Here is a 12514-nt window from a genome sequence, read left to right on the forward strand (position 1 = left end):
TTTAACGGAAGCTCACATGCACCCAATGCTCAATACGGCGATCAAAGCCGCCCGCCGCGGCGCCGCCGTCATCAATCGCGCCTCTTTTGACCTCGACCGCGTCGTCGTCACGGAAAAACAACATAACGATTTCGTCACCGACGTCGACCAGGCGGCCGAACAAGCCATCATCGAGGTGCTGTCCAAAGCCTACCCGGATCACGCGATCCTGGGCGAGGAATCGGGCGCTTCCGCCAACACGCACGACGAGAATGAATATCAGTGGATCATCGATCCGCTGGACGGCACCACCAACTTTATCCACGGCTTCCCGCAATACTGCGTCTCGATCGCGCTCGCGCATCGCGGCATCGTCACGCAAGCCGTCATCTATGACCCGGTACGCAACGACCTGTTCACGGCCACCAAGGGCGCCGGCGCCTACCTGAACGAAAAACGCATCCGCGTCACCAAGCTCGACCGCATCTCGAACGCCCTGCTGGGCACCGGCTACGTGGCCGGCAGCGCCCGCGCGCTCGACGAATACCTGAAGATGTACCAGATCATGGGCGAACGCAGCCAGGGCGTGCGCCGCGCCGGCTCGGCCGCGCTGGACCTGGCCTACGTCGCCTGCGGCCGCCTGGACGGTTTCTACGAAAAAGGCTTGAAGCCCTGGGATATCGCCGCTGGCGCCCTGATGATCACGGAATCGGGCGGCATCGTCGGTGAATTCAACGGCGAGTCGGAATATCTGTACAAGGGCGACGTCATCGCCGCCAGCCCGAAGATCTTTGGCCAGATGATTACGCTGCTCACGCCTTTCGCCTGATACGCCTTTCGCCTGATAACACCCGACAAAACCTGCTGCGCGGCGCGCCTTGCGGCCGGCGATGCCCACTGTACTGAAGTACAGTTGCGCTGCCCGGCCACAATTCATCGCCGCTCGCGACAGTTTTGCAGCTGTGCTGTAACGCCTGTGCAGGCAGTCAGAAAAAAACCGGCCTTGGCCGGTTTTTTTGCATTCACAGGCTGATTTGCCCCGCCACGACAAAGCCCAGGGTCATGGCCACCACCATCGCCGCACCCGTCGGCGTGGGCGGCGTGGGCGACGGCAGGTCGAACCAGCGGCACACGGCCCCCACCAGCAAGCCCAGTACCGATCCGGCCAGCATGACGTTCATGGCGCACCCCGCTGCTCTCGCTGCGCTTCTTCTGCGCGGCGCTGCAGGTACAAACCCGTCAGCCAGTAGCCGCAGCTGGTCAGGAACACCAGCAGCGCGGCGCCCAGCACGGGCGGCGCCGGCACGGGGATATGCGCCAGCTGGCAGACGAAACCCACGACAAAGGCCAGCAGCAGGCCCAGCATCACTTTCCGGTAGCGCATGTCACTCTCCTAGAAGGCGAAGCAGCTGCAGCCGAGCGTGCCCCAGAAGCCGGAAAAGTCGGAAATCGGCACGGCCGACTTGCGCGCCCGGTCGTGGGCATGCGCATGCACGCCGCAGGCGCCCGCGCACTGGTGCGGCATGGCGGCCTGCGCCGGCCTGGCCGCGGGCCGGTAATGGCCGGGCACCGTGCGCACGGGCGACCACTCGGGCAGCACGGGAATCGCCGGCGGCGCCAGGGACGTGAATTCCGCCTGGCCGTAGACGACCTTGCCGCCCACCATGGTCAGCACGGATTCGATGGACTTGATCGCTTCTTCCGGCACGCTGAAGTAATCGGCCGACAGCACGGACAGGTCGGCCAGCATGCCGACACGGATGCGCCCCTTCTTGCCATGCTCGCTAGAAAACCAGGCGCTGCCCGCCGTCCACAGCTCCAGCGCCGTGTCGCGCGATAATCTCCCCGCCGCATCCGTCAGGGCCAGGCCGCCCACGGTGCGCCCCGAGACCAGCCAGTACAGCGCCGTCCACGGGTTGTAGCTGGCGACCCGCGTGGCGTCCGTGCCGCCGCCGACGGGCACGCCGGCATCGAGCATGCGCTGCACGGGCGGCGTCGCCTTCGCCGCGTCGGCGCCATAGCGCTCGACGAAATACTCGCCCTGGAAAGCCATGCGGTGCTGGATGGCCAGGCCGCCGCCCAGCGCCTTGACGCGGTCGATATTCTTCGGGCTGATGGTTTCCGCATGGTCGAACAGCCAGTGCAGGCCGCCGAACGGCGTGTCGCGGTTGACCTTTTCAAAGACGTCGAGCATGCGGCTGATCGATTCGTCGTAGGTGGCGTGCAGGCGGAACGGCCAGCGCTGCTCGACCAGGTGACGCACGACCTTTTCCAGCTCGTCTTCCATGCCGGCCGCCAGCTCGGGGCGCGGCTCGAGGAAATCCTCGAAATCGGCGGCGGAAAAGACCAGCATTTCGCCGGCGCCGTTGTGGCGGTAAAAATCCGTGCCGTCGCCGGGCTTGATCATGCCCGTCCACTTCTGGAAGTCCTGCAGTTCGGCGCCCTTGTTCTGCGTGAACAGGTTGTAGGCGATGCGGATGGTCAGCTGCTCCTTTTGCGCCAGCTCGTCGACGACGGCGTAATCCTCGGGATAGTTCTGGAAGCCGCCGCCCGCGTCGATGGCGCTGGTCAGCCCCAAGCGATTCAGTTCGCGCATGAACTGGCGCGTGGAATTGACTTGCAATTCGAGCGGCAGCTTCGGGCCTTTCGCCAGGGTCGCATACAGGATCATGGCGTTCGGCCGGGCGATCAGCAGGCCGGTCGGGTTGCCGGCCGCGTCGCGCACGATTTCGCCGCCCGGCGGATTCGGCGTATTTTTGTCGTAGCCGACGGCGCGCAGGGCGGCGCGGTTCAGCAGGGCGCGGTCGTACAGGTGCAGGATGAAGACGGGCGTGTCCGGCGCGGCCGCGTTGATTTCATCGAGCGTCGGCATGCGCTTTTCCGCGAACTGGAATTCCGTCCAGCCGCCCACCACGCGCACCCATTGCGGGTTCGGCGTGCGCAAGGCCTGCTCCTTGAGCATGCGCAAGGCGTCGGCCAGCGAGGGCACACCTTCCCAGCGCAGCTCCAGGTTGTAGTTCAAGCCGCCGCGTATCAGGTGCAGGTGCGAGTCGTTCAGGCCGGGAATCACCGTGCGGCCATCGAGGTCGATCACCTGCGTGGCGGGACCGCGATGGCGCATCACCTCCTCTGCATCGCCGACGGCGAGGAATTTGCCATCGGCGATGGCGACGGCGGACGCCATCGGCTGCGTCCTGTCGACCGTGTGGAAGCGGCCATTGAGTAAAATCGTGTTTGCGTGCATGGGAACTCCCGTATCAGGTGAAAGACACGGCCCCACCCATGGGCGGCAGGCCGTTCGATATCAATGAAAGATCAATGGCCTTCGCTGGCGTTGAACATGGATTTGGCGTAGATCAGGCCCAGGCCATAGCCGCCGCCGTGCGCCACGGCCGTCGCCACCGTCTCGTTGTAGGTCTCGCCACGGGCCCAGTCGCGCTGCAGTTCCAGCAAGTATTGCACGGACGTCAGCGGCTGCGCGCCCGCCTGTATCATGCGCTGCATGGCCATCGCATGCGCTTCGTCCGAGACGTCGCCGCTGGCGTCGGCGATCACATAGACGTCGAAGCCCTGCTCCAGCGCCGACAGCGCGGGGCCGACGATGCAGACGGAAGTCCACAGGCCGGCCAGCACGATCTTGCCCTTGCCGTAGCCGTTCACCTTGTCGGCGATGCGCGCATCTTCCCAGGTGTTCATGGTGGTGCGGTCGATCGGCGCCTGCGCGGGGAAGACGGACTGGATTTCATCGAAGATGGGGCCGGAGAACGATTTGGCGGCCACCGTCGTCAGGATCGTCGGCACCTTGAATTCGGCCGCCGCCTTGGCCACCAGCGCCGCATTGTTGCGCAGCAGGGCCAGGTCGATCGAGCGCGTGGCAAACGCCATCTGCGACTGGTGGTCGATCATGATCAGGGTGTGATCGTCGGCGGTCAGCAGTTTTTGTGCGGCTTGGGCGGTAGCGATAGGCATGATGTTTTCCTTAGTGAAAATAATTGAACATGAAAAAGAGATGTCGTTGTACGGCGATCCTGCACCTGCCCTTGCGTGACGCTGTGTGTGCCGGGCCAGTGCTATGCAGTATGGACGAGATACTTTGAAAACAAAAACGGAAAGAATGCCAAGCTATGTTCGATTTTTTCGATGATATAAAATAGCCGCAATACAGCCGCACGAGAAAGGGAAGAACATGGGATTTGAATTCAGGATCGCGGCCCGCCTGACACCGGGTCAGCGCCAGCACATCGCGCAGCTGCTCGATACGCTGCCGCAGGCGCGGCGCAGGCACGATGGCGGTCCGGCGTGGGAACTGCGCATGGCTGGCAATACGGGCGCCATGCCGAACGTCGATGTCGCGCTGGACGCCGGCGGCCTGTCCGTCTGCCAGTACGGCGCGGCGGACGCGTGGCATGGCCTGCCCGCCCTGCGCGGCTACCTCGATGCGCAGGGCGTGGCGTATGCCGTCGAAGAGGTGGACGACTAGGCCTACAACGCCCCTTCCAGCATCACGCGCAGGGTGCGGTAGCTGCCCGTGTCGACCGTGCGCAGCATGCTGCCCGCGCCATCGGCATACCAGCTGCGCGTGCGGTAGCGCTGCCCCAGCAAATTGGCGCCCGACAGGCGCAAGCGCAGCCTGTCGCTGAACCGCCACAGCGCGTACGCATCGAGTTCGCGCTTGGCGCCCTGGTAGGCCAGCAGCGCGCTGGACGTGCGCGAGCGCCCGCCCGCCTGGTAATGCAGGTTGCCGCCCACGGTCAGCGGCATGCCGGCCAGGCGGTAGTCCGCACCGAAGTTGGCGCTCCACGGCAGCTGGCTGTCGAGATGGTTGTCCGGGCCGGCGATGGCGTCCACCCGCGACCAGTTGCGCGCCACGTTGGCCCGCAGGTCGAGCGCGGGCGCGCCGGCAAGCAGCGCCGCCAAGGGCAGCTTCGCTTCGAGTTCGATGCCGCGCACCAGCGCCCTGCCATGGTTGACGGGCGTGACCACCCAGCGCCCGTCGTTCCGGTACAGGCGGTCCAGCATCACGCCGTCGATGCGCCGCACGCTGGCGCTGGCGCCCAGCATGGCGCCCTCGCCCAGGTAGTATTCGTAGGCGGCGTCCAGCCCCCATGCCAGCTCGGGCCGCAGGGCCGGATTGCCCTGGTTGTCGGGATTGGTGGCGCTGTTGCCATTGTCGACCGTGTAGCGGCGCGGCATCAGCTCGAAAATCTCGGGCGCCTTGTAGGTGCGCGTGACGGCCAGGCGCAGCTGGTCCTGGCCGCGCAGCTTCCACAGGCTTTGCAGCAAGGGGCTCCACACTTGCGAGCCCACGTCGACGGGCGCGCCGCCGCCCGTGGCGCTGGCCGTGCGCAAGGCTTCCCAGCGCAAGCCCAGATACAGCGACCAGCGCGGCGAGAATTCCCACTCGTCCTGCGCGAACAGGGCCAGGCGGCGCACGCTGGCCGTGTAATCCTCGTCCGAGAGCTCGGGCGGCGCGCCCGGCGCGAACTGCTGCTCGCGGCGAAAATCCTGGCGCCGGCGCCAGCCCGTGTCCCAGCCCGCCGCCAGCGTGTGCTGCGCGCCCAGCGGCCGGCGATAGCTGCCGCTCGCCTGCACGCCCACTTCGTCGACGCCCGAATCGACCAGGTGTGTCGAGCGCAGCGCGCCGTCAAGGCCACGTCCCAGGAAGACGAAATCGTTGGCGCGGTGGTGGAAGCTGGCGCCCAGCTTGACGTCGAGGCTGGCGCCGCGCGCGAGCTTGCGCAGCCATTGCACGTCGCTGCGCGCGGTGCCGCTGTCCTGTGCGAAATCGTTGTCATTGTCCGGATACGCACTGGGGCCGCCCAGGTACGCCACCTCGCCCGCATGGCGACGGCTGGACAGGCGCCTGATATTCAACAGGCTTTGCCAGGCCAGGCTGCCCTCGCCTTCCAGCGCCCACTGCAGGCGCGGCGCCAGTTCGATGCTGTCGACGCTGACGCGCTCCCGCTGCGGCGTGCGGCGCAGCACGCCGGGCGCGCCATCGGCGTCAAACTCGCCGCTCCACTCATCGATGGCCGCGCGGCGTCCCGTGTGGCTGACGGTGCCGGCCAGCACGTACGACAGCGCCTCCGCCTTGTCCGCCAGCTGCATGGTGGCGCTGCCGGCCGGCATGCCGTGGCTGGCCGATGCGCCCAGCTTGAACGTGCGTTCGCGCCGCGCGGCCGCCTTCTTCAGCACGATGTTGATGGCCCCGGCGATCGCCTGCGTGGAAAACTCGGCCGTGGCGGCGCGCATGATTTCCACGCGCTCGACCAGCTCCGGGTCCAGCGCATCGAGCGAAAAGCCGGCCGGCACGGGCACGCCGTTGAGCATGATCAAGGTATAGCCCTGGCCCAGCCCGCGCATCTGGATTTGGCCGCCAGTGGCGCCTGCGGCGCCGCCGGGCGCGCCGCCGATGGACAGGCCGGGCAGGCGCTTCAACGCATCGGCCAGGCTGCGCTCGCCCTGGCGTATCAATTCATCGTGGCCGACGACGATGCGCGCCACCGTGTCGTCGCGGCGCTGGCCCGCCGCGTCGGCCTTGACGCTGACGGACGGCACGACGGGAAGGGCAACGCCATCATCGGCACGCGCGTGCGCCGTCAACGGCAGCGCGAGACTGCACAGCAATATACTGAATCGCATGGGGGGTTCCGGAAAGGTGATGGGGTGCCGGGCGGCGCGCATGGCGCCGGCCCGGCGGGAGCATGCGGCCTGGCCGCGCCGGCTAGCGTCCGAACTGCTCCTTGCGCATGCGCAAGGCGCGCGCCGAGGCATTCGCGTCGAGACCGTCCAGCCACTGCTGCGGATCCTGCAAGCGCCCGTTGCGGGTGACCTGGAAATGCAGATGCGGCCCCGTCGCCAGGCCTGTAGCGCCCACCGTGCCGATGGCCTGCCCTGCCGTGACGGCCATGCCGGTCGTGAGCGCGACCCGGTCAAGATGGGCATACAGGGACTCGACGCCACCGCCATGGTCGATGCGGACGGCCTTGCCAAGGCGCGCATCTTCGCTGACGCTGGCGATGCCGTCGCTTGCCGCGTGCACGGGCGTGCCGCGCCTGGCGCCCAGATCGATGCCGCTATGGCCGTGTGGCGTCAGCTGGCGAACCACGCCAAAGAAGCCGGTCACGCGCATGACGTCCAGGGGATTGCGCCACGCCGTGGACGCCGTGGACGGCGCGGCAAGCATGGCTGCCGGCGTGGTGGCCACGGTCCACGCCAGCGCCGGTTGCAGCGCCAGGCTGGCCGCGCCGATAGCGCACAGCAGCAGCGCCGTCAGTGCCCGCAGGGCCGGAGGCAGGCGATCCTGCCCGTTACGCATCAGCACCAGGCGCTCGGCCATGCGGCCGCCGCCAAACGCCAGTCCCGGCAGCGGCTGCGTCTGCAGGCCCAGCTGCCTGACCAGCGCCGCCGCATATTGCTGGCGCTGATGCGGGGGCCGGCCGGCCAGTACCTGGCGGTCGCAACCGAGCTCCTGTGCCCAGGCCAGCTTGCCTGCCAGCCAGCGCGCGGCCGGATTGAACCACAGCAACGCCTGCAGCATGGTGGCCAGCAGCAGGAGCAAGGGGTCGTGGCGGCGTGCATGGGTCAGCTCATGGGCGATCACCAGCTGCTGCTGTTCCGGCGTAAATTGCGCCAGGTGCGCCGGCAACAGCAGACGGGGACGCCATACGCCCACCAGCATCGGCGAGATCGGCGCGTCCACTTCCAGCACGTCCATGCCATGCAGCCGGCGCCGCTGCGCCAGCTCGAGCAGCGTGCGCAACATGGCGCGGCCACGCTGCCAGCGCCAGGCCGTGCAGGCGACGCCCAGCAGATAGATCAGCCCCCAGGCGGCCGGCACCAGGGTCAGCCAGGCAGTGCCGGATGGCAGCCCGGCAGCTGGCGCATCCATGGCCAGCGCCACGCCGGGCGCCGCGCCAGCCAGGGAAACGGGCACACTCAGTTCGGGCACCACGCTCAGCTGCCGCGCGTCTGGCAGCAGCGGCAGCACAAACGCGGCGGCCAGCACCAGCTGGGCGCCCAGCCACACGCTGCGCTGCGCCGCCAGCACGGGCCAGCGCCGTTGCGCCAGGTGCAGCAAGCCTTGCAGCAGCCAGCCGGCGAGCAGGCTGGCGACCGTTGCCTGCAACACAGTCAGGGTAAACAAGCTCATCGCTTACTCCTTGGGGTCGGCCGGCCAGTCGTGCAGCATCTGTTCCAGCGCGGCCAGTTCCTGCTGGTCCACCAGCTTGCTGCCCGTAAACATACTCACCGGCAAAGGACTGTCGATCTCCATCACGCGGCGGCCAAAGTCGTGGGCAAAGGCGGCCAGCGTAGCCACCTTGTCCACGTTCGCTTCATACACGAGCACGCCATGCACGCTGCGCTGCACCAGCATGGCCTTTTCCAGCATGCGCTCGAGCGTCTTGCGCGTCGATGAAAACGACCAGCCCAGCGCTTCTTCCACCCGGGCATGCAGTTCGCGTGCCGACAAGGGCTGTTCCTTCCATAAAGCTTTTAATAACGACAGTTCGGTAACGGATGGCGTGGCCATGGAATTCCCCTCATGTGACGAATTAGACAATTATGCGACACGCGTCGCATGCATGCAAGCGAAACTTGCGACACGTGTCGCACAAGCGGCCCGCCGCCACGTCCGCGACTTGCAAACTTGAAACAGTTGGAACGCTTTTTTGCAAGGCTGTTATACTTCGCGTGTGCGGCACATATGACCAGTCCCCTTGCCGCTGTCTTTCGACCCCTAATCTGATTGCCTGCGACTGGCGCCCCACGATGGCGACAGGCCGATCTCACAATAAAGTTACCATGTCCTTTTCCTCCCTCGGATTGTCCGACGCTATCGTACGTGCCGTTACCGAACACGGCTACACCGTGCCGACCCCGATCCAGTCGCAGGCGATTCCCGCCGTGCTCGCTGGCGGCGACTTGCTGGCCGGCGCACAGACCGGTACCGGCAAGACGGCCGGCTTTACCCTGCCCGTGCTGCACCGCCTGTCGACCGACGCCAATGGCGCTGCCATCACCAGCAACACCTCGACGCGCCCGATCCGCGCGCTGATCCTGGCCCCGACGCGCGAACTCGCCGCGCAGGTCGAGGAAAGCGTGCGCGCCTACAGCAAGTACACCAAGCTGAACTCGGCCGTGATCTTCGGCGGCGTCGGCATCAACCCGCAAATCAAGCAGCTCAAGCATGGCGTCGACATCCTCGTCGCCACGCCGGGCCGCCTGCTCGACCACATGGGCCAGGGCACCGTCGACCTGTCGAAAGTGGAAATCCTGATCCTCGACGAAGCCGACCGCATGCTCGACATGGGCTTCATCCGCGACATCAAGAAAGTGCTGGCCGTGCTGCCGCCGAAACGCCAGAACCTGCTGTTCTCGGCCACCTTCTCGGAAGAGATCAAGGCCCTGGCCGACGGCTTGCTGAACAAGCCAGCCATGATCGAAGTGGCGCGCCGCAATTCGACCGTGGAAGTGATCAAGCAAAAGATCCATCCGGTCGACCGCGACAAGAAACACCCGATGCTGTCCTACCTGATCAAGTCGAACAACTGGACGCAAGTGCTGGTCTTTACGCGCACCAAGCACGGTGCGAACAAGCTGGTCGAGCAGCTGGGCGCGGACGGCATCGGCGCCCTGGCCATCCACGGCAACAAGAGCCAGTCGGCCCGCACGCGCGCGCTGTCCGAGTTCAAGGATGGCACCTTGCAAGTGCTGGTCGCCACCGACATCGCCGCGCGCGGCATCGACATCGACCAGTTGCCGCACGTCGTCAACTACGACTTGCCGAACATTCCGGAAGACTATGTGCACCGCATCGGCCGCACGGGCCGTGCCGGCGCCAAGGGCGAAGCCGTGTCGCTGGTCTGCGTGGATGAGCACGAAATGTTGAAAGACATCGAAAAGCTGATCAAGCAAACCCTGCCGCGCGAAGTCATCGTCGGTTTTGAACCGGACCCGACGGCACGTGCCCAGCCTGTGCAATTGCGCAGCGGTACCGGCGGTCACCGCAACAACAGCCGCGCCCCAGCTGGCGCCGTCGTGCGCGTGAAAACCGGTGGCGGCGGCGCCAAGCCACGCAGCGCCGGCCCATCGGGTGGCGGTGGCGGCGGCAACCGCAGCGGCAATGCGCCACGCTCGGCGGCCAATCACCGCTCCGGCGGCCGCGGCCGTTAAAACGCGGCCTGCAAGCCGCTACGCTTTCAGGCGGCGTCTGTCTTTCTCAAAAAGACGACAAAAACCGTTCCAGGACTTGCTTCTGGAACGGTTTTTTCATGCACGCCACCATTTGGCGATTTGGGCTAGGATAGTGTTCATCGTCCTCTTCGCGCCCAGACCATGCCGAACTTCGCCGCCAACCTCAGCCTGCTGTTTACCGAACTGCCCTTCCTCGAGCGCTTTGCCGCCGCGCGCAAGGCGGGCTTCGATGCCGTGGAATTCCTGTTTCCGTATGCCGTCGAGGCGCGCCAGATCGCGGCGCGGCTGGAGCAGCACCGCCTGCAGCTGGCCCTGTTCAACCTGCCGCCCGGCGACTGGGAGCGGGGCGAACGGGGCGTCGCCTGCGATCCGCGCCGGGGCGAGGAATTCCGCGCCGGCGTGCAGCTGGCGCTCGAGTATGCGCTGGCGCTGGGGGCGAAGCAGTTGCACTGCATGTCCGGCATCGTGCCGGCCGGCATGAGCCTGGAACGGGCGCGGCAAAGCCTGATCGGCAACCTGCAATATGCGGCCGACGCCTGCCGCCCGCATGGCATCAATATTCTGATCGAGCCGATCAACCGCTACGACATGCCCGGCTACTTCCTCAACCATAGCCAGCAGGCGGCCGACATCATCGCCGACTGCCAGCGCGGCAACATCTTCCTGCAATATGACATTTATCACATGCAGCGCATGGAAGGCGAACTGAGCAACACCATCCGCGCCCTGCTGCCCCTGATCCGCCACATCCAGATCGCCGACACGCCGGGCCGCCACGAGCCTGGCACGGGCGAGATCAACTACCGCCACCTGTTCCGGCTGCTGGACCAGGTCGGCTACGCGGGCTGGGTCGGCTGCGAATACCGTCCCGGCGGCGATACCGTGGCCGGCCTGGGCTGGCGCGAGCAGTTGACGGCCGGCTGATCGCCGCGAGCTTGCGCCCGCACAAGGCGCGCGGGGCCGGCCCGAACCACAATACCTTTCCATACAGTATTCCCTGTCGAGAGGTGCCGTGTCCGCCCTGCCCGTCCGCCTTGGCGCCATCGCCATCCTGCCACTGCTGCTGATGTTGCTGTCCGGCTGCGCCACGCACACGCCACTGGCGCAGGTGCGCGCCCTGGCCGCCGGCGACGCCGCCCTGACGACCTTCAATGAACTGTCGCAGCGCCACGTGGACAGCTACCAGCGCGCCCGTCCCTACCTGTCGCCCGCCGAGGATGCGCGCGAGCGCCTGCTCGACGCCCAGCGCCGCGCCGCGCAAGCCGATGTGGCGCGCCTGGCGCAGGCCGTGCGGCTGTACCTGCAGGCGCTGGGCCGCCTGGCCCATGCCGATGCCTACGACGTGCAGCCCGAACTGGCTGGCGCCGGCGCCGCCATCCGCGCCTGGCCCGGCAGCGGCATCGACGACCGCCACGTCAGCGCCTACACCTTGTTGCTGCAGCAATTGTCCCGCCTGGGCGGCACGGCCAGCCAGCAGGCGCGCCTGGCGCAGGTGCTGCACGACGGCGACGCGCCGCTGCAAGCGCTGCTGGCGGCGCTCGATAGCCTGCTGGTGCTGTACGACAAGAGCGGCGACAACGAGCGCGACGTGGTGCTCGGCTTGCTGGACGTGGAAATCGCGTATGCGGACACGCCGCAGCAGCGCCTGCTCGCCGTGCTGGCGAAAAGCATGCAACAAAGCAAGAGCGAAGAATACCGGCAGGCCGGCCTGCGCCATACCGTGGCGCGCCGCCAGCTGGCGGCACTGGCGCGCGAACATGCGCGCCTTGCCATGATGGCCACGACAGCCACGGAGACGACATGGATGGATCGGTAGGCAGCGAACGCCGCGAGGCGGCACTCAGCAGCGCCATGCGCGTCGAGCAGCTGGCCGACAGCCTGTCGCAGGCGGCCGTCACCCTGCATGGCGCCGTCATGCGCGCCATCCGCAAGCGCGCCAGCCAGGGAGACAAGGCCATCAGCCACAGCCAGGCGCAAGCCGTCTTCGCGCTGGAAGTGGCCTTGCGCCAGCAAGCCAACGAGCTGTATGCCGATGCCGCCGGACACACCGTCGCGGGCCTGGACACGGCGCAGCGCCAGCTCAGCGGCCTGCTCGATACGGTACGCCTGAGCATTGCCCGCAACGACGACGTGCGGCACTGGATCAGCCTGGCCACGAGTTTGTTGCACATGGGCAGCGCCGTCCTGGCCGGCAATCCCGAGCGCATCCTCGGCGCCTTGGTCAAGGTGCGTGAGCGGCTGCAAGAGATGGCGCCGGACTGATTGAAATCGGCCGGACAGCGCCTATACTGTGACGTCCCCGCATGGCAATCCTGTCAACGGGGCGACCAGAGGAGAC

General features: G+C 66.8%; 13 protein-coding genes. 6 read left to right on the plus strand and 7 right to left on the minus strand.

The window, feature by feature from the left end:
- The first annotated feature begins 25 nt into the window (after positions 1 to 25).
- Positions 26 to 808, plus strand: a complete 783-nt coding sequence (locus AC1RDJ_RS21110; RefSeq protein ID WP_493028668.1) for an inositol monophosphatase family protein — start codon at positions 26 to 28, stop codon at positions 806 to 808.
- A gap of 193 nt (positions 809 to 1001) precedes the next feature.
- Here the strand turns inward: AC1RDJ_RS21110 and AC1RDJ_RS21115 are convergent, their stop codons facing one another.
- From AC1RDJ_RS21115 to AC1RDJ_RS21130, 4 genes are all read right to left on the minus strand, one after another.
- The gene (locus tag AC1RDJ_RS21115; protein WP_071324575.1) at positions 1002 to 1160 is read right to left on the minus strand and encodes a XapX domain-containing protein; all 159 of its coding nucleotides are present in this window, start codon (positions 1158 to 1160) and stop codon (positions 1002 to 1004) included.
- Positions 1157 to 1363, minus strand: a complete 207-nt coding sequence (locus AC1RDJ_RS21120) for a DUF1427 family protein (protein ID WP_071324576.1) — start codon at positions 1361 to 1363, stop codon at positions 1157 to 1159. Before AC1RDJ_RS21120 ends, AC1RDJ_RS21115 begins: the two co-directional genes overlap by 4 nt.
- 9 nt (positions 1364 to 1372) lie before the next feature.
- Positions 1373 to 3223 (minus strand): amidohydrolase, encoded by a 1851-nt coding sequence (locus AC1RDJ_RS21125; RefSeq protein ID WP_493028595.1) that lies wholly within the window; start codon positions 3221 to 3223, stop codon positions 1373 to 1375.
- Positions 3224 to 3294: 71 nt separating this feature from the next.
- Positions 3295 to 3948 (minus strand): hydrolase, encoded by a 654-nt coding sequence (locus AC1RDJ_RS21130; protein ID WP_289889189.1) that lies wholly within the window; start codon positions 3946 to 3948, stop codon positions 3295 to 3297.
- Between the two features lie 217 nt (positions 3949 to 4165).
- On the opposite strand from AC1RDJ_RS21130, the gene AC1RDJ_RS21135 reads away from it, so the two are divergent.
- Entirely contained in the window at positions 4166 to 4459 is a 294-nt protein-coding gene (locus AC1RDJ_RS21135) for a hypothetical protein (RefSeq protein ID WP_289889190.1), read from the plus strand.
- Positions 4460 to 4461: 2 nt separating this feature from the next.
- On the opposite strand, the gene AC1RDJ_RS21140 is transcribed toward AC1RDJ_RS21135, so the two are convergent.
- The 3 genes from AC1RDJ_RS21140 to AC1RDJ_RS21150 all read right to left on the minus strand — a co-directional run bounded on the left by AC1RDJ_RS21140 (position 4462) and on the right by AC1RDJ_RS21150 (position 8512).
- On the minus strand, positions 4462 to 6621 hold the full coding sequence (locus AC1RDJ_RS21140; RefSeq protein WP_493028596.1) for a TonB-dependent receptor plug domain-containing protein: 2160 nt from the start codon (positions 6619 to 6621) through the stop codon (positions 4462 to 4464).
- Between the two features lie 82 nt (positions 6622 to 6703).
- Positions 6704 to 8131, minus strand: a complete 1428-nt coding sequence (locus tag AC1RDJ_RS21145) for a M56 family metallopeptidase (RefSeq protein ID WP_493028597.1) — start codon at positions 8129 to 8131, stop codon at positions 6704 to 6706.
- A 3-nt stretch (positions 8132 to 8134) separates the two neighbouring features.
- A complete protein-coding gene (locus AC1RDJ_RS21150; protein WP_071324582.1) occupies positions 8135 to 8512 on the minus strand; it encodes a BlaI/MecI/CopY family transcriptional regulator in 378 nt (125 codons plus the stop codon).
- Between the two features lie 272 nt (positions 8513 to 8784).
- Between AC1RDJ_RS21150 and AC1RDJ_RS21155 the strand changes: the two genes are divergently transcribed.
- The 4 genes from AC1RDJ_RS21155 to AC1RDJ_RS21170 all read left to right on the plus strand — a co-directional run bounded on the left by AC1RDJ_RS21155 (position 8785) and on the right by AC1RDJ_RS21170 (position 12438).
- Positions 8785 to 10155, plus strand: a complete 1371-nt coding sequence (locus AC1RDJ_RS21155; protein ID WP_493028598.1) for a DEAD/DEAH box helicase — start codon at positions 8785 to 8787, stop codon at positions 10153 to 10155.
- Between the two features lie 162 nt (positions 10156 to 10317).
- Positions 10318 to 11100, plus strand: a complete 783-nt coding sequence (gene otnI, locus AC1RDJ_RS21160; protein WP_493028599.1) for a 2-oxo-tetronate isomerase — start codon at positions 10318 to 10320, stop codon at positions 11098 to 11100.
- A gap of 88 nt (positions 11101 to 11188) precedes the next feature.
- Entirely contained in the window at positions 11189 to 11992 is an 804-nt protein-coding gene (locus AC1RDJ_RS21165) for a hypothetical protein (protein WP_083411934.1), read from the plus strand.
- The gene (locus AC1RDJ_RS21170) at positions 11977 to 12438 is read left to right on the plus strand and encodes a hypothetical protein (protein WP_083411935.1); all 462 of its coding nucleotides are present in this window, start codon (positions 11977 to 11979) and stop codon (positions 12436 to 12438) included. The genes AC1RDJ_RS21165 and AC1RDJ_RS21170 overlap by 16 nt, the downstream gene beginning before the upstream one ends.
- Positions 12439 to 12514: the final 76 nt, after the last annotated feature.

The sequence above is a fragment of the Janthinobacterium sp. GW822-FHT07H10 genome (assembly GCF_058798675.1).

Excerpts from the sequence above, each read along its gene's own strand:
- AC1RDJ_RS21110 (WP_493028668.1), top strand. The coding sequence starts at position 26 with ATGCTCAATACGGCGATCAAAGCCGCCCGCCGCGGCGCCGCCGTCATC.
- AC1RDJ_RS21115 (WP_071324575.1), bottom strand. The coding sequence starts at position 1,160 with ATGAACGTCATGCTGGCCGGATCGGTACTGGGCTTGCTGGTGGGGGCC.
- AC1RDJ_RS21120 (WP_071324576.1), bottom strand. The coding sequence starts at position 1,363 with ATGCGCTACCGGAAAGTGATGCTGGGCCTGCTGCTGGCCTTTGTCGTG.
- AC1RDJ_RS21125 (WP_493028595.1), bottom strand. The coding sequence starts at position 3,223 with ATGCACGCAAACACGATTTTACTCAATGGCCGCTTCCACACGGTCGAC.
- AC1RDJ_RS21130 (WP_289889189.1), bottom strand. The coding sequence starts at position 3,948 with ATGCCTATCGCTACCGCCCAAGCCGCACAAAAACTGCTGACCGCCGAC.
- AC1RDJ_RS21135 (WP_289889190.1), top strand. The coding sequence starts at position 4,166 with ATGGGATTTGAATTCAGGATCGCGGCCCGCCTGACACCGGGTCAGCGC.
- AC1RDJ_RS21140 (WP_493028596.1), bottom strand. The coding sequence starts at position 6,621 with ATGCGATTCAGTATATTGCTGTGCAGTCTCGCGCTGCCGTTGACGGCG.
- AC1RDJ_RS21145 (WP_493028597.1), bottom strand. The coding sequence starts at position 8,131 with ATGAGCTTGTTTACCCTGACTGTGTTGCAGGCAACGGTCGCCAGCCTG.
- AC1RDJ_RS21150 (WP_071324582.1), bottom strand. The coding sequence starts at position 8,512 with ATGGCCACGCCATCCGTTACCGAACTGTCGTTATTAAAAGCTTTATGG.
- AC1RDJ_RS21155 (WP_493028598.1), top strand. The coding sequence starts at position 8,785 with ATGTCCTTTTCCTCCCTCGGATTGTCCGACGCTATCGTACGTGCCGTT.
- otnI (WP_493028599.1), top strand. The coding sequence starts at position 10,318 with ATGCCGAACTTCGCCGCCAACCTCAGCCTGCTGTTTACCGAACTGCCC.
- AC1RDJ_RS21170 (WP_083411935.1), top strand. The coding sequence starts at position 11,977 with ATGGATGGATCGGTAGGCAGCGAACGCCGCGAGGCGGCACTCAGCAGC.